25 protein-coding genes are annotated in these 24,270 nt (G+C 71.5%); 9 read left to right on the top strand and 16 right to left on the bottom strand.

Translation table 11 applies throughout. From position 1 onward, the window contains the following. Positions 1-26 precede the first annotated feature (26 nt). A complete protein-coding gene (locus tag ACZ6R6_RS18860) occupies positions 27-818 on the bottom strand; it encodes a thioesterase family protein (protein WP_470094938.1) in 792 nt (263 codons plus the stop codon). Positions 819-977: 159 nt separating this feature from the next. Here ACZ6R6_RS18860 and ACZ6R6_RS18855 point away from each other — a divergent pair, with 159 nt between their 5' ends. Together ACZ6R6_RS18855 and ACZ6R6_RS18850 are read left to right on the top strand one after the other, a co-directional pair. Then, entirely contained in the window at positions 978-1,313 is a 336-nt protein-coding gene (locus tag ACZ6R6_RS18855; protein ID WP_306856486.1) for a hypothetical protein, read from the top strand. Positions 1,314-1,416: 103 nt separating this feature from the next. Next, positions 1,417-3,303, top strand: coding sequence for a DUF3352 domain-containing protein (locus ACZ6R6_RS18850; RefSeq protein ID WP_470094937.1), 1,887 nt, complete (start codon positions 1,417-1,419; stop codon positions 3,301-3,303). A gap of 179 nt (positions 3,304-3,482) precedes the next feature. Here the strand turns inward: ACZ6R6_RS18850 and ACZ6R6_RS18845 are convergent, their stop codons facing one another. The 6 genes from ACZ6R6_RS18845 to clpS form a co-directional block, all read right to left on the bottom strand. Further along, a complete protein-coding gene (locus tag ACZ6R6_RS18845) occupies positions 3,483-4,430 on the bottom strand; it encodes a PLP-dependent cysteine synthase family protein (protein WP_470094936.1) in 948 nt (315 codons plus the stop codon). 83 nt (positions 4,431-4,513) lie between these two features. After that, entirely contained in the window at positions 4,514-4,792 is a 279-nt protein-coding gene (locus ACZ6R6_RS18840) for a MoaD/ThiS family protein (protein ID WP_306856482.1), read from the bottom strand. Between the two features lie 88 nt (positions 4,793-4,880). Then, positions 4,881-5,018 carry a hypothetical protein gene (locus ACZ6R6_RS18835; RefSeq protein WP_306856481.1) on the bottom strand — a complete coding sequence of 46 codons (138 nt, stop codon included), beginning with the start codon at positions 5,016-5,018 and terminating at the stop codon, positions 4,881-4,883. Between the two features lie 62 nt (positions 5,019-5,080). After that, entirely contained in the window at positions 5,081-5,497 is a 417-nt protein-coding gene (locus ACZ6R6_RS18830; RefSeq protein WP_306856479.1) for a M67 family metallopeptidase, read from the bottom strand. Positions 5,498-5,506: 9 nt separating this feature from the next. Further along, complete coding sequence (locus ACZ6R6_RS18825; protein ID WP_470094935.1) at positions 5,507-6,031, bottom strand: DUF2017 domain-containing protein; 525 nt, start codon at positions 6,029-6,031, stop codon at positions 5,507-5,509. Positions 6,032-6,125: 94 nt separating this feature from the next. Then, a complete protein-coding gene (gene clpS / locus ACZ6R6_RS18820) occupies positions 6,126-6,395 on the bottom strand; it encodes an ATP-dependent Clp protease adapter ClpS (protein WP_031159029.1) in 270 nt (89 codons plus the stop codon). 61 nt (positions 6,396-6,456) lie between these two features. Between clpS and ACZ6R6_RS18815 the strand changes: the two genes are divergently transcribed. From ACZ6R6_RS18815 to ACZ6R6_RS18805, 3 genes are all read left to right on the top strand, one after another. Further along, on the top strand, positions 6,457-7,743 hold the full coding sequence (locus ACZ6R6_RS18815; protein ID WP_470095225.1) for a nicotinate phosphoribosyltransferase: 1,287 nt from the start codon (positions 6,457-6,459) through the stop codon (positions 7,741-7,743). A gap of 5 nt (positions 7,744-7,748) precedes the next feature. After that, on the top strand, positions 7,749-8,321 hold the full coding sequence (locus tag ACZ6R6_RS18810; RefSeq protein ID WP_470094933.1) for an isochorismatase family protein: 573 nt from the start codon (positions 7,749-7,751) through the stop codon (positions 8,319-8,321). A 176-nt stretch (positions 8,322-8,497) separates the two neighbouring features. After that, positions 8,498-9,055, top strand: a complete 558-nt coding sequence (locus tag ACZ6R6_RS18805; protein ID WP_470094931.1) for a hypothetical protein — start codon at positions 8,498-8,500, stop codon at positions 9,053-9,055. A gap of 138 nt (positions 9,056-9,193) precedes the next feature. Here ACZ6R6_RS18805 and ACZ6R6_RS18800 read toward each other — a convergent pair whose 3' ends face one another. The 6 genes from ACZ6R6_RS18800 to ACZ6R6_RS18775 all read right to left on the bottom strand — a co-directional run bounded on the left by ACZ6R6_RS18800 (position 9,194) and on the right by ACZ6R6_RS18775 (position 15,550). Next, positions 9,194-10,945: a DEAD/DEAH box helicase gene (locus ACZ6R6_RS18800; RefSeq protein ID WP_470094929.1), complete on the bottom strand. Its 1,752-nt coding sequence runs from the start codon at positions 10,943-10,945 to the stop codon at positions 9,194-9,196. Between the two features lie 187 nt (positions 10,946-11,132). Beyond that, positions 11,133-12,269: a hypothetical protein gene (locus ACZ6R6_RS18795; RefSeq protein WP_470094927.1), complete on the bottom strand. Its 1,137-nt coding sequence runs from the start codon at positions 12,267-12,269 to the stop codon at positions 11,133-11,135. Between the two features lie 101 nt (positions 12,270-12,370). Beyond that, complete coding sequence (locus ACZ6R6_RS18790) at positions 12,371-13,762, bottom strand: MFS transporter (protein WP_470094925.1); 1,392 nt, start codon at positions 13,760-13,762, stop codon at positions 12,371-12,373. Beyond that, entirely contained in the window at positions 13,759-14,496 is a 738-nt protein-coding gene (locus ACZ6R6_RS18785; RefSeq protein ID WP_470094923.1) for a zinc metalloprotease, read from the bottom strand. Before ACZ6R6_RS18785 ends, ACZ6R6_RS18790 begins: the two co-directional genes overlap by 4 nt. Positions 14,497-14,793: 297 nt before the next feature. After that, on the bottom strand, positions 14,794-15,048 hold the full coding sequence (locus tag ACZ6R6_RS18780; protein WP_306856468.1) for a DUF3039 domain-containing protein: 255 nt from the start codon (positions 15,046-15,048) through the stop codon (positions 14,794-14,796). Between the two features lie 10 nt (positions 15,049-15,058). Beyond that, positions 15,059-15,550, bottom strand: a complete 492-nt coding sequence (locus ACZ6R6_RS18775) for a hypothetical protein (protein WP_470094920.1) — start codon at positions 15,548-15,550, stop codon at positions 15,059-15,061. Between the two features lie 256 nt (positions 15,551-15,806). Between ACZ6R6_RS18775 and ACZ6R6_RS18770 the strand changes: the two genes are divergently transcribed. Further along, on the top strand, positions 15,807-17,225 hold the full coding sequence (locus ACZ6R6_RS18770) for a cellulase family glycosylhydrolase (RefSeq protein WP_470094919.1): 1,419 nt from the start codon (positions 15,807-15,809) through the stop codon (positions 17,223-17,225). Positions 17,226-17,278: 53 nt separating this feature from the next. Here ACZ6R6_RS18770 and ACZ6R6_RS18765 read toward each other — a convergent pair whose 3' ends face one another. Continuing rightward, positions 17,279-18,874: an MFS transporter gene (locus ACZ6R6_RS18765; RefSeq protein ID WP_470094917.1), complete on the bottom strand. Its 1,596-nt coding sequence runs from the start codon at positions 18,872-18,874 to the stop codon at positions 17,279-17,281. Between the two features lie 153 nt (positions 18,875-19,027). Here ACZ6R6_RS18765 and ACZ6R6_RS18760 point away from each other — a divergent pair, with 153 nt between their 5' ends. After that, positions 19,028-19,699 carry a TetR family transcriptional regulator gene (locus tag ACZ6R6_RS18760; RefSeq protein ID WP_470094915.1) on the top strand — a complete coding sequence of 224 codons (672 nt, stop codon included), beginning with the start codon at positions 19,028-19,030 and terminating at the stop codon, positions 19,697-19,699. Here the strand turns inward: ACZ6R6_RS18760 and ACZ6R6_RS18755 are convergent. Beyond that, complete coding sequence (locus ACZ6R6_RS18755; RefSeq protein ID WP_470094913.1) at positions 19,660-20,238, bottom strand: YqgE/AlgH family protein; 579 nt, start codon at positions 20,236-20,238, stop codon at positions 19,660-19,662. The genes ACZ6R6_RS18760 and ACZ6R6_RS18755 overlap by 40 nt on opposite strands. A gap of 158 nt (positions 20,239-20,396) precedes the next feature. Further along, positions 20,397-20,597 carry a hypothetical protein gene (locus ACZ6R6_RS18750; protein WP_470094911.1) on the bottom strand — a complete coding sequence of 67 codons (201 nt, stop codon included), beginning with the start codon at positions 20,595-20,597 and terminating at the stop codon, positions 20,397-20,399. Between the two features lie 58 nt (positions 20,598-20,655). On the opposite strand from ACZ6R6_RS18750, the gene ACZ6R6_RS18745 reads away from it, so the two are divergent. Next, positions 20,656-21,621 carry a LysR family transcriptional regulator gene (locus tag ACZ6R6_RS18745; protein ID WP_470094909.1) on the top strand — a complete coding sequence of 322 codons (966 nt, stop codon included), beginning with the start codon at positions 20,656-20,658 and terminating at the stop codon, positions 21,619-21,621. 162 nt (positions 21,622-21,783) lie between these two features. After that, on the top strand, positions 21,784-24,270 hold a 2,487-nt coding region (locus tag ACZ6R6_RS18740; protein WP_470094907.1), incomplete at its 3' end, for a M28 family peptidase.

The following is a 24,270-nucleotide window of genomic DNA, read 5'->3' as shown; positions in this document are numbered from 1 at the left end:
TTCTCGGCGACGCTGCGCGCCGCGGTTCAGCCTCGGCCCAACCGGGCGAGTTGGCGGGACTGGGCGACCAGGCGGCCGGCGGAGTCCCAGACCTCGACCTCCTCGTCGAACCAGCCGTCGCTGATCATCCGGCCGCTGCCGAGCAGGGTGAGCCAGCCGGGGGCGGGCAGGGCGCGCAGGTGCCAGGTGAGGTCCACGGTCGGCGCCCAGCCCCGGGCTCCGGCGGAGAAGACCACCGGCGGGAGGGCGTCCACGGCCAGGGCCAGCACGTAGGGGTCGGGGTCCTGCGGCTCGGCCATCCGGAAGTAGGCGCGGGCCTCGGGGCGGCCGGTGGGGTTGCCGTCGAGCCAGCCGATGGTGGGCGGGTCGAAGGCCATCTCCATCTGCGCGTTGAGCGTGATGTTCGACTCGGGCTTGGGGTCGGGCAGCCTGACGCACTGCTCGATGGGCGGCATGGCCGCCGAAGGACCGTCCGTCCAGTCGGGGACGGCCTCTCCCAGGGTGGCCGTCGTGACGAGGGTCTCGATGAAGGAGACATCGTCCTGGACCAGGGTCGCGCGGGTCATCGCGGCGGTGCGGCCGGCCTTGATCTGCTCCAGCCGCACCCGGGCGGGGCCGGGCCGGGGGGTGCGCAGGAACTGCGCGCTGGTGGTCACCGGATGGTCGTGCGGTGAGGCGTCCACGACGGCGCGCAGGAGCACGGCCATGAGGTAGCCGCCGTTGAGTGGCCCGCCGATCGAGTATCCGGGGTCCAGGCACACGTCGTAGGTGGTCTCGTCCACCCTGATGGCCTGCGTCGCCTCGTCGAACTTCGTCATTCACGCTCCCGAACCTTGTTCTAGAGCGCTCACTTTACCCAGTCCGTGCGACTCTCGCCCCATCGGCCCGGAACGCGTGCCGCTACCTGGGAAAACGGGATTCCACTGAGAGACTGATAACCATTTTCCAAGCGATTTCGCGGGAGCGGGAGGTCGGGGATGGCGGGAGTCGGTGACCTCATCGGTCAGTCGGTGTGGGACTCGGAGGGGGTGTGGGTGGGCCAGGTGGTGGACGTCCGGATGAGGAAGAACCGCAGGGCCGACTTCGGGATGCAGCAGCAGTTCACGGTCTCCGGCCTGGTCGTCTCGCACCGGCGGGCCCCGGTGATGCTGGGCCGTACCCGCGACCCCGGCAACCGGACGAGTTGGCTGTTCAAGCTCCTGTCCCGGACGCTCTACACCGGCAGCAGCATCGTCTCGTGGGACGCGGTGGCCTCCACCGGCAACGGCGAGATCACCCTGAGAAAACCCGCCAAAGCGCTGCAGCGGGTCTGATTCTCCTTGGACAGAGCAATCGCCTGGTTAGTTCATTGCAAGGCGTCCGCTAGCGATGTGCACTAACTTCTCTTTATCCGAGAAGTCCACATTGTGAGTGAGCATGTCTGCCAACAATCCCCCCGACCAGTCGCCCGTGCCGGGCCAGCAGCCCGACAGGACGATCGCCTACCGTTGGAACGAGGGTGCGCAGCAGCACGGTCAGCCGCACGCCCAGCCCCATCCCCAGCAGGGTGGCTACCCGCAGCAGGGCCAGCCCGGCTACCCGCAGCAGCCTGGCTACCCGCAGCAGAGCGCGGGGGGTTACCAGCAGGGCCAGCCGCAGCAGGGCTACGGCCAGCAGGCCGGCTACCCGCAGCAGGGCCAGCAGGGCTACGGCCAGCAGCAGGGCCAGCCCGGCTACCCCGGCTACCAGCAGCAGGGCCAGGCCGGTTACCAGCAGCCCGGCTACCAGCAGCAGAACTACGGTCAGCAGCAGAACTACGGCCAGCAGCCCGGCTGGCAGCAGCAGGGCACCGATTTCCTCGGCGCGGGACAGCCGACTCCGCCCGCCGCCCGTAAGGGCGGCAGGGGCTGGCTGCTCGCGGTGGTCGCCGCCCTGGTCGTCGCTCTCGTGGGCGGCGGCGGCGCGTTCGCGGTCAGCATGCTCAGCGGCGGCGGCACCCAGCCGCACGACGTGCTCCCCGGCAACGCCGTCGGCTACCTGCGTCTGGACTTCGACCCGGCCGCCAACCAGAAGCTGGCGCTGTTCAGCATCGCCCAGAAGTTCACCGTCACCAAGGACTCCTTCACCGGCGACGACCCGCGCAAGGCCTTCTTCGACCTGGCTGACAAGATGGGCAGCGCCGGCAAGGTGAACTACGCCACCGATATCCAGCCGTGGATCGGGGACCGCGTCGGCATGGCCGTGCTCGCCCCGGCCAAGGCCGGCGACGATCCCGGTTTCGTGGTGGCCGTCCAGGTGACCGACGAGGCCAAGGCCAAGGCGGGGATCGCCAAGCTGATGGGCGAGGAGAAGTACGGCATCGCCTTCCGCGAGGACTACGCGCTGCTCAGCGGCACCCAGGCGGAGGCCGACCAGGCCACCCAGGCGGCGCCGCTGACCGACAACGCCAACTTCTCCGACGACCTGAGCGCCCTCGGCGAGACCGGCGTGCTCTCCTTCTGGATGGACGGCGGCAAGATCGCGCAGCTTGCTCCGGAGCTGGCCGGTCAGGACGCCGCCGCCCTCGAACAGATCAAGAACGCCCGCGTGGCCGGCGCGCTCCGCTTCGACGGCAGCTACGTCGAGCTGGCCGGCATCAGCCGCGGCGCGCAGCCCCTGGAGGGGCTGAGCGAGCCGGAGGCCACCAGGATCGGCCAGCTCCCGGTCTCCACCGCCGGCGCGGTCTCGATCTCCGGTCTCGGCGAGATCATCGGCAAGCAGTGGGCCCAGATCATGAAGTCGGCCGACCAGGCCGCCGGCGGGAGCTTCCAGCAGTTCGCCGACCAGGCCCAGCAGAAGTACGGGCTGGCGCTCCCCGCCGACCTGGTGACCCTGCTCGGCAAGAACATCACCCTGGCGGTGGACGCCAACGGCCTCGACAGCGGCCAGCCCAAGTTCGGCGCCCGCGTGGTCACCGACCCGGCCAAGGCGCAGGAGGTCGTCGGCAAGATCGAGAAGTTCCTCGCCGACTCGGGCACCGCCGCCCCGCAGCTGGCCAAGGTCCCCGGTGACGGCACCTTCGTCCTGGCCAGCTCGCAGGAGTACGCCGCCGAACTCGCCAAGGAGGGGAGCCTGGCCGACGACGAGGGCTTCAAGCTCGCGATCCCCGACGCCGACTCGGCGACCTTCGCCGCCTACGTCGATCTCAACAAGGTCGAGAAGCTCTACCTCGAAACCCTCCAGGGCGAGGAGAAGACGAACCTCCAGCAGCTGCGCGCCGTCGGTATGAGCGGGACGCAGAACGGCGGCGAGGCGTCCTTCTCCCTGCGGGTCCTGTTCGACTGAGCCTGACCCCGCCGAGCGCCGCCCGGCCCGGCTCCGGCTGAGCCGGGCCCGGCCGGGCGGAGCCGGGTGCGGAACAAACGGAACAGGGAGGACAGGCAGAACAGGCAGAAGGCGGGCACCCCGATGGGGCGCCCGCCTTCTGCGCTTCCGGAGGCTCCGAGCCCGGGGCGGTGGTCCCCCTATGCCCAGAGCTGGCCCTCGAGCCGCTCCTCGGCCTCGTCCAGGGTGCCCTCGTAGGCGCCGGTGGACAGGTATTTCCAGCCGCCGTCGGCCACCACGAACACGATGTCGGCCCGCTCCCCGGCCTTGACGGCCTTGCTCGCCATGCCGAGCGCGCCGTGCAGGGCGGCTCCGGTGGAGACCCCGGCGAAGATGCCCTCGGTGGCCAGCAGCTCTCTCGTGCGCCGGAGCGCGTCGGCGGAGGAGACGGAGAAGCGGGTGGTCAGGACGTCGGGGTCGTAGAGCTCGGGGATGAAGCCCTCGTCCACGTTGCGCAGGCCGTACACCAGCTCGCCGTAGCGGGGCTCGGCGGCCACGATCTTCACGCCGGGGACGCGCTCGCGCAGGAACCGGCCGACGCCCATCAGGGTGCCGGTGGTGCCCAGACCGGCCACGAAGTGGGTGACGGCCGGCAGGTCCTGGAGGATCTCCGGCCCCGTCGTCTCGTAGTGGGAGCGCCAGTTGGCCGGGTTGCCGTACTGGTAGAGCATCACCCAGTCCGGGTTCTCCGCGGCCAGCCCCTTGGCGACCCGGACCGCCTCGTTGGAGCCGCCGGCCGCCGGGGAGGAGATGATCTCCGCCCCCCACATGCGCAGGAGCTGGCGGCGCTCCTCCGAGGTGTTCTCCGGCATCACGCAGATCAGCCTGTAGCCCTTGAGCCGGGCGGACATCGCCAGCGAGATGCCGGTGTTGCCGCTCGTGGGTTCGAGGATCGTGCAGCCGGGCCGGAGAAGGCCGTCCTTCTCCGCCTGCTCGACCATCCACAGCGCGGGACGGTCCTTGATCGAACCGGTCGGGTTGCGGTCTTCCAGCTTGGCCCAGATCCGCACGTCCTCCGACGGTGACAGCCGGGGCAGGCCGACCAGCGGGGTACGGCCTACGGAATCGATCAGTGAGTCAAAGCGCATCGTCTACGGCTTCCGCTCCGTGGTGACAAACCAGAAACATCGGCGTGCGCCGCCGCCCGGTCGAGCGCGGCGGCGCCGCGCCGCTAGCGGGAGCCGCCAGCCACGGCCGGCAGGACGGTGACCGTGTCGCCGTCGGAGAGCGGGGTCTCCAGGCCGCCCAGGAAACGGACGTCCTCGTCGTTCAGATACACGTTCACGAAACGGCGCAGCGCGCCCTTGTCGATCAGACGGTCCTTCAGCCCGGGGTGCCGGGTCTCCAGGTCGCCGATCAGCTCCTCGAGCGTCGCGCCCTTGGCGTCGACGGCCTTGGCGCCGTCGGTGTAAGTGCGCAGGATGGTCGGAATGCGAACCTCGATGGCCATCGCGGGTCAATCTCCTTGTGTCGTCATGGGAGTGCCGCCCACCGGATCCAGAACACCGGCGGGCACGGAGGGATTCCAGAACTGCCGGTCAGCGACAGTCGTAGACGACGACGGTGGGAGTGTGCGCGAACAGGAAGCTCTGCACGGCCGCGAGACCCGCGAGCCGGGCCCGTGCGCCGGTACGTGAGAGCACGACGTCCTCCAGGCTCGGGTCAACGGTCGACATGGTCATCAGCTTACCCAAAGGGACGATTCACATCACGGCCGTATCGGCCACTGGGACGCGGCTCACCCCGAGGTGACCGTGACCTCTTCCTCCTCCACCACCCCGTCGACGATCCGGTAGGAGCGCAGCTCGGCCTCCTCGCCCAGCTCCTCGCGGGTGGAGACCAGCACGTAGTGGGCGTTCGGCTCGGAGGCGTAGCTGATGTCGGTCCGCGAGGGGTACGCCTCGGTCGCGGTGTGGGAGTGGTAGATGACCACCGGCTCCTCGTCGCGGTCGTCCATCTCGCGCCAGACCCGCAGCTGCTCCATCGAGTCGAAGCGGTAGAAGGTGGGCGACCGCTCGGCGTTCTCCATCGCGACGAACCGCTCAGGGGAGTCGGAGCCGATCGGCCCGGCGATCACGCCGCAGGCCTCGTCCGGGTGGTCGGCCCGGGCGTGCGCGATGATCTTGTCAACCAGTTCCCGGGAGATCGTGAGCATGTCAGGAAGTTACCAAAGGGCACGGACCAAGGTGTCCTGAAGGTAGGTCAGCCAGTCGTAGGTGACGTACGCCGGATAGCGCGGGTCGTCCTCCCCCATCTGGGCGATCTCGTCGTGGACCTCCTCGGTCACCTCCAGCCGGGTGCCGAGCGCGAGCCGTACGTCGTTCAGCGCGCGCATCCACGCCTGCGCCTGCTCCTGGGTGAGCTCGACCCGTCCGGGCTCGGCGCTGTCGAGCATGGTCTGCGCGTCGGCCCGCTTGCCGTCGCGCAGGGTCGCCTCGGTGTAGCGGCGGAACTCCGCGGACTGCTCGGCGTCCTCGTAGGCCGAGGGGAACAGCCGGGCCAGCACCGGGTCGGCGGACTGCTCGGACGGGCCGATGCCGAGCGCGCGCTCCAGCGGGTCGTCCCCGGTCTCCCCGGGCTCGATCAGACCGAGGATCTGGGAGACCAGCGAACGCAGGATCGAGACCTCGGCCGCGTCGAAAACGGTGATCACACCGCCCTTGCGCCCTCGCTTGAAGCCCGAACTCACCGCTCGCTCACCGATCCCCGTCCGTCTCCCGCCGGGGCCCGCCCTTGATCCGCCGCGGGACAGGGCGCCGGACGGGTCCCACCGCGTCCGCCGCTCATGAATCCCGCTGCACGGTGGCCCACAGACCGTAGGAGTGCATGATCTGCACGTCGCGCTCCATCTCCTCGCGGGTGCCGCTGGAGACCACGGCCCTGCCCTTCTGGTGCACGTCGAGCATCAGCTTCTCCGCCTTCTCCTTCGAGTAACCGAAGACGGACTGGAAGACATACGTGACGTAGGACATCAGGTTGACCGGGTCGTTCCAGACAATCGTCAGCCACGGCAGATCGGGCCGGACGTCGATTGACGGACGCTCGACCTCCATTGGAGCGGTGCTACCCACATACACCAGTCTGCCCTACCGCGGGCTTAGTCTTCGACTCGTGATGACGAGCATGAGCAGGGCGTTGCTGACAGATCACTATGAGCTGACAATGGTGCAGGCGGCGCTGCGCAGCGGAGCGGCCTCACGACGGACGGTGTTCGAGGTGTTCGCCCGGCACCTGCCCGGAGGGCGGCGATACGGGGTGGTCGCCGGGACCGGCCGCGTGCTGGAGGCGCTGGAGAACTTCCGGTTCGGCGACGAGGAGCTCGCCTTCCTCCGCGACAACCGGGTGGTCGACGCCCCCACCCTGGACTTCCTCGCCGGCTACCGCTTCTCCGGCGACCTGTACGGCTACCGCGAGGGCGAGTGCTACTTCCCCGGGTCCCCCATCCTGACCGTGGAGGGCACCTTCGCCGAGGCCGTGCTGCTGGAGACGGTGCTGCTGTCGATCCTCAACCACGACTGCGCCATCGCCACCGCGGCCTCCCGGATGGTCCGCGCCGCCGGGTCCAGGCCACTCATCGAGATGGGCTCGCGGCGCACCCACGAGATGGCGGCCGTGGCCGCCGCGCGGGCCGCCTACCTGAGCGGGTTCGCCTTCACCTCCAACCTGATGGCCGGTCACCTGTACGGCGTGCCGACCGCCGGGACCGCCGCCCACGCCTTCACCCTGCTGCACGACTCGGAGCGGCACGCCTTCCAGGCCCAGATCGACTCGCTGGGCGCGGGCACCACGCTGCTGGTGGACACCTACGACGTGGCCGAGGCCGTACGGGCCGGCGTGGAGCTGGCGGGCCCCGACCTGGGGGCCGTCCGCCTCGACTCCGGCGACCTGGCCGAGGTCGCCCACGCCGTCCGCGGGCAGCTCGACTCGCTGGGCGCCGGCAAGACCCGGATCCTCGTCACCAGCGACCTGGACGAGTACGCCATCGCGGCGCTGTCGGCTGCCCCGGTGGACGCCTACGGCGTCGGCACCTCGCTGGTCACCGGGTCCGGCGTGCCGACGGCCGCGCTGGTCTACAAGCTCGTCGCCCGGGAGGACGCCCAGGGGATCGTGCAGCCGGTGGCCAAGAAGTCGGTGGGCAAGCCCAGCCGGGGCGGGCGCAAGAATGCCTTCCGGCAGCTCGACCCGGCGGGCACGGCGGTCGCCGAGCTGGTCACCGTCTCCGGCGACCGCCCCGCCGACAGCCGCCCGCTCCAGGTCGAGCTGGTCCGCGGCGGTGAGGTCGTCGGCCGGGAGGAGCTGGAGGCGGCCCGCTTCCGGCACCGCGAGACCGTCGCCGAGCTCCCCGCCGAGGCCCACCAGCTGTCCCGGGGCTACGCCGCCATTCCGACCGTGTTTGACTAGCCTTCATGGCAACCGCACTGATCATCGTCGATGTCCAGAACGACTTCTGCGAGGGCGGCAGCCTGCCGGTGGGCGGCGGCGCCGAGGTCGCCGCGGCCATCTCCCGGCACGTCGCCTCGCACGACTACGACCATGTCGTGGCCACCCGTGACTTCCACGTCGACCCCGGCGACCACTTCGCCGCCGAGCCCGACTACGCCGGCTCCTGGCCCGCCCACTGCGTGGCCGGGACCCCGGGCGCGCAATTCCACCCCGCCTTCGACACCGCCAAGGTGGAGGAGGTGTTCAGCAAGGGCGCCCACGCCGCCGCCTACAGCGGCTTCGAGGGCAGCGCCCCCGACGGGACGGGCCTGGCCGACTGGCTCGCCCGGCGCCAGGTGAGCGCGGTGGACATCGTCGGCATCGCCACCGACCACTGCGTGCGCGCCACCGCCCTGGACGCGGTCGGCAACGGCCTGGCCGTGCGGGTGCTGCTGGACCTGACCGCCGGGGTGGCCAGGTCGACCACGGAGGCCGCGCTGGCCGAGCTCGGCGCCGCCGGGGCCGACCTCAGCGGCGAGCCGGTGGTCCGGTCCTGACTCCCGCTGACGGCTCCGGGGCCTCCGGCCCGGGAGGGGCCCTCGGTCACGGGAGGGGCCCTCGGTCCCGGAAGGGCCTACAGACCGGTCATGAAACTTCCAAGACGGTCGCTACCGGATGCGATAAGAGTATTACGGAGAGTCGTAATCCTCTGATCTCACGGTGGTGACCGTCCATGCTCGTGCTCGGTGTCTCATGGCTGATCCTGGCTCCCCTGTGTCTGTGGCTGCTGATACGCGGCAACGGCGCGACCCGGCTGGGCAGCGTGGTCGCGCTGGCCGGGCTGGAGGTGACCACGCTCTGGGTCCACAGCACCACCCGGGCCCCGTCCACCCCGGTCGCCCAACCCCCGGCCATGACCGCCCCGGCCGTGACCGCCCCGGTGGCGGAGCCGGCCGGGCGCGCGACGGCCTGCGCCGCCCGGCTGCCCTCCCCCGAGCAGGCGCGGCCGGCCCGGCGCCAGGGCGACCTGCGCGCCGTGACGTTCCGCTGGACGGCCGTGGCGGACGAGTGCGACACCGCGACCGTCGTCCTGCGCCGCGACCGGCGGGATGTCAGGGTCTGGCTGCACGAGGGGCCGATGAGGCACCGGCCCGCCGGCGCCCGGAGTCTCCCGGTGAGCGTGGCGGACGGGATGGCCTCGGTGGAGGTGCGCCTGGCGCCGCCGCTGCCCGGCAAGGGGGCGTTCCGGGCCATCGACGGCCGGACCGGGCGGCCGATCTCCCTGAGCTGACCCCCTGAGCCGATTGCCTGAGCCGACCGGGCACGCGCCCTCGGCGCTCCAGGATCCCGCCTTCCGGCTCGCCGCGTCCCGGGGCTCCGTCCGCCAGACCTCCGGCTCCCGGAGCCCGCGTCCGCCGCGGGAGGGCGGCTAGTGCGACCGCTGGGTGGCCCAGTGGCGGATCTTGTCGATCCGCTCCTGGACCTGCTCGGCGGTGGCCTGCGCGATGGCCGGGCCGCCACAGGCCCGGCGGAGCTCGGCGTGGATGACACCGTGGGGCTGGCCGGTGCGGTGGTTCCACGCGCCGACCAGCCCGTTGAGCTCCCTGCGCAGGTTGGCGATGAGCTCGTGCGGGGCGAGCTGGGGCTCCTTGGGCTCGGGCCGGTTCCGCTTGGCCTTGAGCTGGTCGGACTGGCGCTTGCTCAGCAGGGTCCGCACCTGGTCGGGCTCCAGCAGGCCGGGCAGGCCGAGGAAGTCTTCCTCCTCGGGGGAGCCCGGCTCGGCGGCGGTGCCGAACTCGCCGCCGTCGAAGAGCACCCGGTCGAAGGTCGCGACCGCCTCCAGCGTCTCGAAGGGCAGCTCGTCCCCCAGGACGTCGGGGTTGTCCTTCTTGCGCTGGGCGTCGTCGAGCAGGAAGTCGTCGAGGCCCTCCTCCGGGAGGCTGCGGTCGAGCACGTGGTCGCGCTCGGCCTCCATCTCCCCGGCCAGCCCCATCAGGGTGGGCACCGAGGGCAGGAACACCGAGGCGGTCTCGCCGCGCTTGCGGGCCCGGACGAAACGGCCGACGGCCTGGGCGAAGAACAGCGGGGTCGAGGTGCTCGTGGCGTAGACCCCGACGGCCAGGCGGGGGATGTCGACGCCCTCGGAGACCATCCGGACCGCCACCAGCCAGCGGTCCTGGGACGCGGAGAACTGCTTGATCTTCTTCGACGCCTCGGGGTCGTCGGAGAGCACGACCGTGGCGCCCTCCCCGGTGATGGCGCGGATGTGTTTGGCGTAGGCGCGGGCGGTCTCGTGGTCGGTGGCGATGACCAGGGCGCCCGCGTCGGGGACGCCCCTGCGCACCTCGGTCAGCCGCCGGTCCGCCGCGTGGAGCACCTGCCGGATCCAGTCGCCCTTGGGGTCGAGCGCGGCCTTCCACGCCTGGCCGAGCTGGTCCTTGGTGAGCGGGGTGCCGAGGGTCGCGGCGATCTCGTCGCCCGCGCGGGTCCGCCAGCGCATCTCGCCCGCGTAGGCGAGGAAGATGACCGGCCGGACGACGCCGTCGGCGAGCGCCGGGCCGTAGCCGTAGGAGTAGTCGGAGACGCTGCGCCGGATGCCCTCGCCGTCTTCCATGTAGGTGACGAACGGGATCGGGTTGACGTCGGACCGGAACGGCGTGCCGGTCAGCGCCAGGCGCCGCGCGGCGGGCTCGAACGCCTCGCGCACGCCGTCGCCCCAGGACTTCGCGTCGCCCGCGTGGTGGATCTCGTCGAAGATGACGAGCGTCTTGCGCGCCTCGGTCCGGGCGCGGTGCAGCGCCGGGTGCATCGAGATCTGGGCGTAGGTGACGGCCACGCCGACGTAGTCGCGCGAGGTCGCGCCCTGGCTGTTCTTGAACTCGGGGTCGATGGCGATGCCGACCCTGGAGGCGGCGTCGGCCCACTGCTGCTTGAGATGCTCGGTGGGTGTGACGATCGTCACAGCCCGGACGATCCCTCGCGACAGGAGCTCGCTGGCGATGCGCAGCGCGAAGGTCGTCTTGCCCGCACCGGGCGTGGCGACCGCGAGGAAGTCGCGCGGCTCACGTCTGGAGTAGAGGTCGAATGCCTCCTTCTGCCAGGCGCGGAGCTTCGGCGCGGTGCCCCAGGCGGCACGTTCGGGATACGAGGGGGACAGGTGGGATGCGGCGAAAGTGCTCACAGTGTCCCCAGGGTAATCTGAGTCGCCGACAAGACGTGCCGATCCGGCGAGATGCTCGCCAAGGTCACCTCCGCGTGCTAAAGGTCTCCCGGCCGCGTACGGCCGCGCCCCCCGGGGCCTCCCGCCGTCCCCCCGAGGCCCTGTCGCGGGCGCCCGCCGGGCGTGCGGAAGCGGGCCGCCGTCACGCCTAACGGATCCCGGAGATCACCGTGTCGATCTCGGCCCGCAGCCGGGGATCGTCGGGCTGGGCCATGCCGACCACGACGACCGGCCGTCCCCCGGCGCCGGTGAGAAACACCACACGGAGATAGGCCGGGCGGTTGACGACGTCTCGATACTCCGCCCGCAGGGCGCGGCTGTGGCCGCTCCGCCCGCCCACCGTGACCGCCCGGTCGTCGACGACCTCGACCTCGTCGCCGTGGAGCAGCAGCCGGGCGTAGATGTCGGCCAGCTCCACCGTCGCCTTGCGCACGTCGGTCACCGGCTCCGCGGGCCTGGACATCACCGTCGCCTCCCCGCCGCTGCCCGCCACCGCGGTGAACTCGGTGACCGGCGGCACCGTGCCCACCCGCCAGCCCTCGGGCAGCGGGTATCCCACGCCCGCGAGGCGGTCGCTCACCACGGCGGGCGGCGGGGCGGCGGGCAGGATTCGGGGGGCCAGGACGACGGCCGCGACGGCGACGGCTCCGGCCCCGGCCGCCAGGGCGGTCAGGACGAGCAGGCGGCGCCGGAGGCGGCCCGGGAGCCGACTGCGGGGCGGGGCGGCCGGCGTGCCGTACCAGCGGGCCGAAGGCGGGAGGTCGTCAGGTGGCACGCCCGCCGCGGACTCCCGCCGGCCGCCGCCCTCCGGCTCTCCCACCGGCCGGGCCCGTGGGGAGCCGCGCTCCGCCTCCTCGGCGGGCCATGTCCACGCGCCGCCCCGCCCCGGCCCCTCCACGGGCCGCGCCCGCCGCCGGCCGCCGCGCTCCGGCTCCTCGGCGGGCCATGTCCACGCGCCGCCCCGCTCCGGCTCCTCCCCGGCGGCCCGGGCTGGTCCGGCAGCGCCCTCCGGCTCCTCGGACGGCACCTGCCCGGCACCGCCCTCCGGCGGCCGCGCCCGCCGCCGGGAGCCGCGCTCGGGCTCCTGCCGCGGACGCGCCCGGTGCTGCCCCCCGTGTCCGGCCCCCTCCAGGGACGGCGCCGCGCGCCCGTCGTCGCGCCTGAGATCCTCGGCCGGCCGGGCGCGGCGGCCACCGCGCCCGGCCCCCTCCGGGGGCCACACCCGGCGTCCGGTCTCGCGCCCGGGATCCTCCGGCGGCCGCGCTCGGTGAGGGCGCTCGTCCACGACGACTACTCCTCCCGGTGGTCACGGTCATACCGTCCTACCATGCCTCCCGGGGCGCGGTCCGGCTATAGGTGATCGTGGTTACGTGAGTGACCGATGAGTCAGGAGACGTCCCGCATGCGCACGGCGACGATCACTCCGAGCAGTCCTATGGCCGCCATGAGGGCGGCGATCGTGGTGTAGCCGGTGGCGATGTCGTCGTGGCCGATCAGGTTGATCAGCACGCCGCCGACGCCGATCGTGAGCGCGCCGCCCAGGGTGTCGACGACCTGGAGAGCGGCGGAGTTGGCGCCCTGCTCCGCGTCGGGCGACTGGCGCATCGCGGTGACGCTGACGCTGGTGACGCCGATGCCCATGCCGAATCCGGCGACGACCCAGGCGGGCACGGTGACCCAGCCGGTGACGCCGGGCACGAGCGCGAGCATCGTCAGCAGGATGCCGGTGGTGACCGCGCTAGCGCCGAGCCGTACCAGCCGGGGGCGGTCGTATTCGCGGCGGCTCTGCAGGTAGGAGCCGGTGGTCCAGCCCAGGGCGCCCGTGGTGAGGGCGACGCCGGCCTGCGCGACCGACAGGCCGGACACCTCGGTGAGCAACAGCGGGATGAAGGCGTTGACCCCGAAGAACGCCGAGGAGAGCACGCCGCGCATCATGACCGTGGTGGGCAGGCCGCGGCCGAACCTGAGCGCCCTCGGCGGCAGCAGCCGGGGCAGGCCCACGGCCAGCGCGACCAGTCCGGCGGCGGTGGCGATCCCGCCGGGGACCGGGGTGGTGTGCAGCCGGTCCACGCCGTACAGCAGCGCCCCGGCGCCACCGGCCGTGGCCATCGCCGCCAGGGTCATCGCCAGCGGCCGGGACCGGGGGCCGGCCGCCTCCGGGGCCGGGGCCGGGGCCTCGCCGCCGCGCAGCGCGGGCAGGAGCATCAGCATGGCCGGGATCACCAGCGGCACGATCCCGAAGAAGACCCAGCGCCATCCGAGCGTCTGGGCGATGAGGCCGCCGATGCCGGGACCGACCAGCGCGGGCAGCACCCAGGCGGCCGACAGAGCGGCGAACACCTTGGGCCTGGCCTCGGAGACGTAGACCCGCACGATCATCACGTAGATGGCCACGATGACCGCACCGCCGCCCAGCCCCTGTACGGCGCGCGCCACGATGAACAGCTCCTTGGATCCGGCGGCGCCCGCCAGGGCCATGCCGATCACGAACAGGCCCACGCCGAGCAGGAAGGGCAGGGCGTGACCCCGCCGGTCCGACCAGAGGCCGGCGACGACGTTGGCGAGCAGGCCGGAGATGAGGAAGGCCGAGAAGCTCATGCCGTACAGGTCGAGCGCGTCGAGATCCTTGGAGACCGCGGGCATCACCGCGCCGATCGACATGCCCTCGAAGGCGATCAGGGTGACGACGAGCAGGATGCCCAGGGAGGCCGTGCGGTATTCGGGACCGAAGATCCGGGGGGATCCGTATGGAGCGTCAAGTGTCTTCGGTGCTGTCACCCGTCAAGGGTAGTGTCCGGCTCCGGGGCACGGTACGTCGACCACATCTCATGCATCCGGGCCGCCTGGCCGGTGGTGAACTCCGACATGCAGTGATCGTGGGAGTAGTCCATGAAGTTGCGGATCGGGTCGGGGTCGCCGCCCTTGCAGCTGTCCTTGCCGGCCGGACAGCCCTCGGTGGGCTGGCCCTCCGGCACGGTGTCGTCGATCCCGTCACCCGGTGACTCGCAGCCGTTCTCGAAGGTGTGCAGCAGCCCGAGCCAGTGGCCGATCTCGTGGACCCCGGTGTATCCCCGGTCGAAGTTGCGCAGCGACCCGCCGGGCAGGCTGCGCCAGTCGATGACCACGCCGTCGAGCTGGGGCTCGTTCTTGTACCAGTAGGGGTAGGTGGAGTAGCCGAGTACGAGCTGGCCGAGCTGGGCGACATAGAGGTTGAGGGTCTCCGCGCCGCCCTTGCGCGCCTTCTTTATCTGCGCCTCGTAGGAGAGCGGCTCCCGGAACCAGGCGACGTTGTCGGTCCGGGTCAGGTCGTCGAGGCGGAACCGGATCCCGGTGTCGACCCCGCCGTAGCGGCCGGCGTAGGCGGCGTTGAGCGTGGCGATCTGGCTGCGCACCGCGGCGTCCTGGGCCCCCAGGGGGCCGGCGGCGATGACGTGCACCTGGGTGGGGACCGTGATCGGGGTCCAGGGCCCGCGGCGCATCCCCGACAGGCGCCGTCTCAGATCGGCGAGCATCTCCGCGACCTGCGCCGGGTCCGGCGCGCGCGGCTCGGGCCCGCGTCCGGGGGTCGCGGCCCCGAGCGCCCTCGCGCACCCCGGCGACTCCGGGGACTGCGTCGACTCCGGGGACTCGGCCACAGCGGACGCCGGGGCGGCGGGAGCGGCGCCCGCTGTGAACAGGCATGCCAAAATAGCGGCGATCGCACGCCGAGCCATGAACTCCCCCGACAGGTCACATCTGCTGGTCGACTGCCGCTCCCCAGCGGCCTCCCGACCGTAACCTCATCGGTGGCGATCACCCACGAACAACACTCACTTGTTGTCGTTGTTGTCCTCGCCCTTGGGCAGCCCCTCGTAGATCTCCTTGCACTCGGGGCAGACCGGGAACTTCTGCGGGTCGCGGTTGGGCACCCAGACCTTGCCGCAGATCGCGCGGACCGGAGTGCCGCTGAACGCGCTCTCCATGATCTTGTCTTTGTCGGCGTAGTGGGCGAACCGCTCGTGGTCGCCGTCGCCGAACGACAGGTCGGGCCGGATATCGCTCTCAGGGAGAATCTTCGTGTTCACCCTGTCGATTTTATGCCCGCACCGCCGCGGTCCCCGCGCCGACGCTCGCCAGGGCCGCGGCCCCGGCCGTCCAGCCCAGCGCGGCGCCCCAGAGCAGCCCGGCGGCCAGGGCCCCCAGCAGCAGCCCGGCGTAGGCGCCAGGGCCGGCCTCGACGGTCTGGGAGATGACGACCGCGCGCAGCAGGTTGGCCACCAGCGCGCCCAGGACGAAGGCGCCCCAGCCGGCGAAGAAGGCCCGCACGGCCCCGCCCCGCCGGTGGGCGGTCACCCAGGCGACCACTCCGGCCAGGGCCAGGGCGGCGAGGTTCTCGGTGAGCGTGAGAGGCCAGCCGGTCTCGCCGAGCGGGACCGCCCGCAGGCCGGGCAGGCCGTACGGCAGGCCCACGGCGGAGGGCACGGCGAGATAGCCGGCGGCGGTGGCGATACCGGCGCCGAACACCCCGAACGCCGAGACGATCAGCAAGGTAACGACCGTCGGCAGGCTATTGCGAACAATGCTCATGTTCGGCAGGCTAGCGCCCAACCGATTCCCGTGAAAGACCCGGATCCGGGGCCCGTCGCATCCCGTGCGCCGAGCTCCACCGGGTCCCGCCGCGTCCCCGCCCGCCGTGCCGGGACGTGCGGCAGAGCCCTGGAAGACGGCGGGGAGATGGAGGCATCAGGATGAGGCACCCTCGGCCGGCCGTCGCAGGACGGGCCCCCGACGGAACGGGCACCACCGGCCACCGGCCCCCGGCCGCCACCGGAAGGACGCCCCGATGAGGCGCCCGCGGCTGGCCGTCGCGGGGCTGGCCCTGGCCGTCGCCGCGGCGGGCGGGGTGGCATCGGTCGCCCGGGGCGACGCGCCCGAGCGGGTCCCGCGATACGTCACCGACGACCGGGGACGGGCGCTGACGCTGCACGGCTTCAACACCGCGAGCAGCGCCAAGAGCACCCCGGACGGGCTGCCCGAGCTGACCGAGGCGGACGTCGAGACCGAGTATCGGGCGATGGGCACGAACTTCGTCAGGTTCCTGATCCAGTGGCGGGCCGTCGAGCCATCTCCCGGCGTCTATGACACGAAATATCTGGAAAAAGTGGCTGAGCGGGTCGGCTGGTACGCCAAGCGGGGCTACCACGTCATGCTCGACATGCACCAGGACCTGTGGGGCGACCGCGTCACCCCCGACGGGCACGCGGGCAACGGCGCTCCCGGGTGGGCCACCCACACCGACGGCCTGCCGGTCGCCCGCGAACACGACACCTGGGAGCTGTACTACCTCGACCCCGGCGTCATGCGGGCCTTCGACCACTTCTGGAACACCACCGGCGAGCACCCCGAGCTGATGGACCACTACGCCAGGGCCTGGCGGGCGGTGGCCGACCACTTCAAGGACGACCCGGCGGTCATCGGCTACGACCTGATGAACGAGCCGTGGGGCGGCGCGGTGCAGGGCGCGGCGTTCGAGAACGGGCCGCTGGCCGAGCTCTACCGCCGCACGATCGCGCAGATCAGGAGCGTCGACCAGGACAACTGGATCTTCGTGGAGCCGCAGGCGGTCGGGGTCAACTGGGGCCTGCCCAGCGGTCTGCCCCGGTTCGAGGACCCGCGGGCGGGCGAGCCGCGGATCGGTCTGGCCCCGCACATCTACCCGCTCCCGCTGGATCTCGGCGAGGACTACGTGGGCGCCTCCCGCGAGTGGACCGACACCACGCTCGGCTGGTGGCGCTCGAACATGCTCCGCCTCGCCGAGCGCCAGGGCGGGCCGGTCATCCTGGGCGAGTTCGGCCTCGACACCACCCGGCCGGGCGCCGTCGAACTGGTGGAGCGGATGCTGGAGGTGACCGACGAGCTCGGCATGGGCCGGGCCTACTGGTCGCGCGACCCCGGGCCCTGGGGTCCCTACGACGGCAAGGGAGCCCCGGGCCCGCTCGTGCCCGTCTACGCCAGGCCGTACCCGAGGGCGATCGGGGGCGTCCCCCGGCAGGTCGCCTACGACCGCGCGTCCCACTCGCTGACCGTCCGCTTCGACGCCAACGGGACCGGCCCGACCGAGGTCTACCTGCCCGCCGACGAGTTCCCGCGGGGCGGCAGGGTCACCGGGGCCCTGTCCTCCGCCTGGGATCCCGAGCGGCGGATCCTCACCGTGACGACTCCCACCTCGGGCACGCAGACGCTCACGGTCACACCCGCCTGAACGGGTACGGCTCCCGCCGGGCGATGGCGGGAGCCGTACGTCGACGGGGTGGGTCAGCCCATGTGGATGGGGCCGTCCTCGGACTTGCGACCCGCCTTGACGAACAGCGCGAGCACGGCCGCCAGGACCGCGACGCCCGTGCTGACCAGGAAGCCGAGGTGCATGCCGTCCAGGAAGGACAGGTGTGAGACGCCGGCGATGCCCTGGACGACCTGCTCGGGCACGCCGGGCATCATCTGGGCCGAAGGCGCCCCGCCGAAGGTTGCCAGCTCCTTCAGCCCGTCGACCTGCTCGGCCGGGAGCGGCGGGAGCTTGGCGTCCGCCCAGTGGCCGGGGTAGACGTCGGCCACCCGCGCCGACACGATCGCGCCGAGGATGGCCGTGCCGAGCGCGCCGCCGACCTGCATGGCGGACTGCTGGATGCCGCCCGCGACGCCGCTGAGGTCCTCGGGCGCGTTGCCGACGATGATCTCGGTGGCGCCGACGAAGACCGGCGAGAGCCCGAAGGCCAGCAGGACGAACGGGATGCCGCTGTCCATGAACGCGGCGTCAAGGCTGAGCCTGGACATCATGAACATCGCCAGGGCGGTGACCAGCATGCCGCCCGCGATAGTGATCTTGGTGCCGAGCTTGCCGATGAGCACGGCGGCCAGCGGCGAGGCGACGATCATGCCCGCGCTCATCGGCAGCATCCGCAGGCCACCCTCCAGGGGCGTGAGCCCGTGCACGCCCTGGAAGAAGAAGGTGAGGAAGAACATCGCGCCGAACATGGAGAACGCGACGAGCATCATCAGGCCGGTGCCGATGGAGACCGAGGCGTTGCCGAAGAGGCTCAGCGGCAGGAGCGGCTCGGCGGCCCGGGTCTGCCACCAGACGAACACGGCGCCGACCAGCACGGCCGCGGCCAGGAAGCCGATGGTCAGCGGGTCGCCCCAGCCCCAGTCGGGAGCCTTGATGATGGCCCAGACCAGGGCGAACATCGTAACCGACAGCAGCACGACGCCCAGCCAGTCGACCTTCGACAGGGTCTGCGCCCTGCTCTCGCCGAGCACCCACAGGCCCATGGCCAGGGCCACGACGCCCACGGGGACGTTGATGAAGAAGACCGACTGCCAGCTCACGTGCTCGACCAGCAGGCCGCCGACGATCGGGCCGGCGGCGCTGGACAGGCCGATGATGCCGCCCCAGGCACCCATCGCCATCTTCAGCCGCTCGCCGGGGAAGGCCACCCGCAGCAGCGCGAGGGCGGCCGGCTGCAGCAGCGCGCCGAACAGGCCCTGGAGCACGCGCAGCCCGATCAGCATGCCGACCGAGGAGCTGAGGCCGATCGCGAGCGAGGTGAGCGCGAAGCCGGCGACGCCCACCAGGAAGATCCTCTTATGGCCGAACAGGTCGCCGAGCTTGCCCGCGGTGATCAGGAACACGGCGAGCGCGAGCAGGTAGCCGCTGGTCACCCACTGCAGGTCGGCAAGGGAGGCCTTGAGGTCCTGGGCGATCACCGGGTTGGCGATGGCGACGACGGTGCCGTCGAGCATCACCATGATCACACCGAGCGACACCGAGAGGAGCGTGAGCCACGGGTGCCTCTGCCTCGACGACGTGCCGGGATCTGGCGGCGGCGGTGCGGCCACCGTCTTGGCGTCTGCCATGGAAGGGTCCCCTCGTGAGTCTGATCGCCCCCGTATGAGGCGTGTCAACCCAAGGTAATTTATGGCAGTCCCTGACATATGACAAATTGTTTTAAGAGTCATGTCATGACATATGGCAGACTGTGAACTATACGTTTCGAAGGGGTGACATGCATGAGTCGACCCGGTCTACGGGAGCGCAAGAAACAGAAGACGAGGCTGGCGCTGGTCGACGCCGCCCTCGACCTGTTCGCGGAGCAGGGGTACGAGGCCACGACCGTCGACCAGATCGCGGCCGCCGTGGACGTCTCGCCCCGCACGTTCTTCCGCTATTTCGCGACCAAGGAGGACGTCGCGCTCTCCCCGCCCCTCGAAGGCGTCGAGGTCGTGCTCGCCGAGCTGTCCGCCCGGCCCGCGGAGGAACCGCCGTTCACCGCGCTCAGCCATGCCCTGCGCGCGATGGTCACCATGTTAGAGGAGGGGGATCTTGCCGACCGGGCCAGGTTCCTCAAAGCGCGTGAGCTGGTCGACGGCACCCCCGCGCTCCTGGCCGGGAGCGTGCGGCGGATGATGGAGCACGAGCGGCGGCTGGTCGCCGAGGTCGCCCGGCGCGAGGGCGCCGACCGCGACGACCTCCTGGCCAACTTCGTCGTCGCGCTCTTCTCCAGCGTGACCCGGATCGGCTTCGAGCTCTGCGCGCTCGACGGCGGCTACGACCTCACCGCGCTGGCCCGGCGCCTGGAGGCGATGCTGGCCATGGCCGAGCGCTCGATGCGCCCCGGCTGGGACCGCGCCCGCCAGGGCCCTCAGTTCATCGAGGGATCGTCCGGGCAGGTCGCCACGTAGGCGAGCTCGCCCCGCTGACGGCGGAGCACGGCCCGCCACAGCGACTCGGGGTCATGGTGGAAGGTGTCGCCGGGCTCGGAGTCCACGACGTACCAGGCGCCCTCGCCGATCTCGGCCTCCAGCTGCCCCGCGGTCCAGCCGGCGTATCCGGCGAAGATCCGCATCTGGGCGATCTCCCCGGCGAGGATCTCCGGCGGGGCGTCGAGGTCGACGGTGCCGAGCCGGGAGACCGCCGCGGTGCCCGCGTGCAGCCGCCGCCAGCCGAGGGGCTCCTGCCCGCTCGGGACGGCGGCCAGAGCCAGGGCGCTGTCGGTCTGCACGGGGCCGCCCTGGAACAGCACGGGCGGGCCGGTCACCATGGCGTCCCAGGTCGGCAGCACCTGCGTCACCGAGATGTCGCTGGGCCGGTTGAGCACCACGCCCAGAGTGCCGCCCTCGTGGTCGTGCTCCAGGACCAGGACCACGCTGCGCCGGAAGTTGGGATCGTCGAGTTGTGGTGTCGCCACCAGCAGACCACCGACGTAGATCGCCTCCGCCATACCTCCATCATGAGGGGTCGGGCCCACCTCGCGCTGCTCCACCCCGGCCACAGATCTCCAAGATCTCCCGGCATGTTACCCAAAGCGCACGGAAGGCGACTCTACGCGGCAATGGCGACCGATCCGGAGGAACCGATCCGGAGGACGCGTGCAGTGGATCAGCCGTACGGCGGCCGCCGTCCCCGCCCCGTCCCGGAGATCCGCTTGCCCCACCCCGTTCCGAAGACCCGGATGTCCCTGTCAAGAGGGACGGAGATCTTCTCCGGGGTGACCCACAGTTCCGTTCCCCCGGCCTCACGCACCACCGGGCCGGGGAATCCCTTGACCCCGCGCACCACCGGGCCGGGGAAAACCGCCACTGAAACGTGTATCGACTTTCGCGTTCATCTGCATTTTGATTTTTCCTATCATCCCTCCATGGACTTGGAAGTACGTCATCTTCGGGTCATCCATGCCATAGCCGAATACGGCAGCATCTCCAAGGCCGCCTCCTACCTCGGGCTGTCCCAGCCCTCTCTGGCCGGCCAGTTGCAACGGATCGAGCGCATGATCGGGGGGCGCCTGTTCGAGCGGGTCCACGAGGGCAGCCGCCCGACGCCGCTGGGCGCCTGGCTCCTCGACCGCTCCGGCTCGCTGCTGCACGCGTTCGGCACGTTGCAGCGCGACGCCCGCCACCGCGTCGAGCGGGGGACGGGCAAGCCGGTGATCCGGCTGGGGTGCGGCAACACCTCCATCGCCGGCCACATCAGCAACTGCCTGTACGACCTGGCGCCCCACGCCGACCTCACCATCCGGACCGAGGAGTGCATGGACGTCCTGCCCGCGCTCCTTTCGGCCGGACGGCTGGAGCTGGCCGTCCTGGGCGACTATCCGGGCTACGAGCTGGCGCCCCCACCAGGCGTGATCTACGAGGTCCCGGCCACCGAACCGATCTTCGTGGGCGTGGCGGCCTCCCATCCGCTGGCCCGGTGCGAGGAGATCGAGCTGGCGGACCTGGCCGAGGAGGAGTGGGCGATGCCCCCTCAGGTGGAGTTCGGCTACCGCGAGCATTTCTGGGCGGCCTGCGCCGAACGCGGTTTCGTGCCCCGGGTCTCGTTCTCCCTCAACGCCAACCTCGCCTACGACCTGGTCAGGGCGGGCCGGTGCGTGGCGATGTTCCAGGCGACCCATCAGGGGCGGGCGGGAATCGTCGTGCGCCCGCTGGTGGACACGCCCCTGGTCTTCCGTCACATCATCGGATGGACCCAGTACGGCCCGCTGGCCGACAGCGCGGTGCCGCTCGTGAGCAGCGTGATGCGCGCGTACTGGAGTGAGGCCCTGAAAGCCCCCGCATACGCGTGCTGGATCAAACGCAACGGGCAGCCGCTCCATCCGCCGCAGTGATCTCCGTTCCGCCGCGGTGATCCCAGTCCATAGGAAGAACCTATGGACATCTAGAGGGTTCTGTAACAGGTATCAGTGATGCCACTTTTGGGTCAGCCCTGGCCGGCCTCGGCTCCTTAGGTCCCTTTCCCCCCAGGGGACTGGTGAGAGGAGTCACCCAGAGTGAGAACCAGAGTCAAGTTAGGAGCCGTCGCCGTACTGGCGGCCGCGGCCCTGGCGACGCCCACCCCGGCGAGCGCGCTGAGCGCCCCGGCCGCCGGAGGGACCGCGCCCTCGGACCCGGTCCCGGTGAAGGTCTCCCCCGAGCGCGAGCCCGCTTCCGCCCCGCCGGACGCCGACGGCCGCAGACGCGCGATCACCAGCGCCGAGCGCGCCCTGGCCTCGGGCTCCAGGGCCCTGCGGAAGGCTTCCGGAGACCGTTTCGAGCGGGACAGGGTCGTCGTGGGGACACGCGGCCTCCAGTATCTCCACTACAAGCGCACCTACCGGGGACTGCCCGTCTACGGCGGTGACGTGATCGTCGTGACCGACAGGTCCGGTGCCACGGTGGAGAGCCTCAGCTCCGGCCAGCAGGCCGAGCTGGATCTGGACACCAAGGCCACCGTCAGCGCGGAGGCCGCCTCGGCCACCGCGCGCGGCCGGCTCACGACCGTCGAGACCGCCGCCGCGCCCGTGCTCGTGGTGCACGCGGCCACCGACCGGCCCGTGCTGGCGTGGGAGGTGGTCGTCACCGGCCGCACCGCGCAGGCGCCGAGCGTGCTGCACGTCTACGTCGACGCCCGGACCGGCGCGGTCATCGACAAGGTCGACGACGTCCGCGCCGGCACCGGCAACAGTTTCTACAACGGCAACCCGGTGACCATCCAGACCTCCGGCTCCAGCGGCTCCTACTCGATGACCGACACCACCCGGTCGGGGCTGCGCTGCGGCGGCCAGAACGGCTCGGCCTACACCGGCACCGACGACTCCTGGGGCAACGGCCAGGGCACCAACCTGGAGACCGCCTGCGTGGACGCGCTGTACGCCGCCCAGCAGGAGTGGAACATGCTGCGCGACTGGCTGGGCCGCAACGGCTTCAACGGCTCCGGCGGCGCCTTCCCCGCCCGCGTCGGCCTCTCCGACGTCAACGCCTACTGGAACGGCTCCTACACCAACTTCGGTCACAACCAGGCCAACAGCAAGCAGGCCACCCCGATGGACGTGGTGGCGCACGAGTACGGCCACGCGATCTTCCAGTTCTCCGGCTCCGGCGGCGCGGGCAGCGGCAACGAGGCCGGCGGCCTGAACGAGTCGACCGGCGACATCTTCGGCGCGCTGACCGAGCACTTCGTCAACCAGCCGGCCACCCTGGACGATCCGGACTATCTCGTCGGCGAGGAAGTCGACCTGGTCGGCCAGGGGCCGATCCGCAACATGTACAACCCGGGCACGCTGGGCGACCCCAACTGCTACAGCTCCTCCATCCCCAACACCGAGGTGCACGCCGCGGCCGGCCCGCAGAACCACTGGTTCTACCTGCTGGCCGAGGGCACCAACCCACCCGGCAAGCCCTCCAGCCCGGTCTGCTCCGGCCCGTCCAGCCTGACCGGCATCGGCATCCAGAAGGCCGGCCAGATCTTCATGGCCGGTCTGAACGCCAAGACCATCCCGTGGACGCACGCCAAGGCGCGCCTGCGGACGCTGGAGGCCGCCAAGCAGCTGTTCCCGAACGGCTGCGTGGAGTTCAACGCGGTCAAGGCCGCCTGGGCCGCGGTCAGCGTCCCGGCGCAGAGCGGCGAGGCGACCTGCACCGCGCCGGGCGACGACTACTCCATCTCGGTGAGCCCCACCTCCGGGACGGTCCAGCCCGGCGGGTCGGCGACGGCGACGCTGAACACCTCGGTCCTGTCGGGCAGCGCGCAGACCGTGACCCTGTCGGCGGCCGGCGTCCCCTCGGGCGCCACGGTGAGCTTCGCCCCCGCCTCCGTCACGGCCGGCCAGAGCTCGACGGTGACGCTCGCCACCTCGGCGGACACGCCGCAGGGGACCTTCCCGATCACCCTGAACGCCAGCGCCCCCTCAGGCGCCAAGTCGGTGACCTACTCGCTGACCGTCGGCACCGGCAACCCGCCGACCGGAGCACCGGACATCCCGGTGGCCAACGTGAGCGCACACCTGAACCAGCTGCAGTCGATCGCCTCCGGCAACGGCGGCAACCGGGCCTCGGCCACCTCCGGCTACACCGCCTCGCTGAACTACATCAAGGGCCGGCTGGACGCGGCCGGCTACACCACCGCGGTGCAGAACTTCACCTACAACGGCCAGACCCACGCCAACCTGATCGCCAACTGGCCGGCCGGACCCACCGGCCCGACGGTCATGCTCGGCAGCCACCTCGACTCCGTGAGCGCCGGCCCCGGCATCAACGACAACGGCTCCGGCTCGGCGGCGCTGCTGGAGGTCGCGCTGACCCTGGCCGAGCGCAACCCCACGCTGACCAAGCACGTCCGCTTCGGCTGGTGGGGCGCCGAGGAGCTCGGCCTGCGCGGGTCGACCTACTACGTCCAGAACGGCGGGGCCGCCGGCGTCGAGGCGTATCTCAACTTCGACATGATCGCCTCGCCGAACCCGGGCTACTTCGTCTACGACGACGACACCGCCCTGGAGAAG

The organism is Streptosporangium sp. NPDC048886 (assembly GCF_055586905.1).
This window is presented reverse-complemented; position numbering and strand designations above follow the sequence as displayed.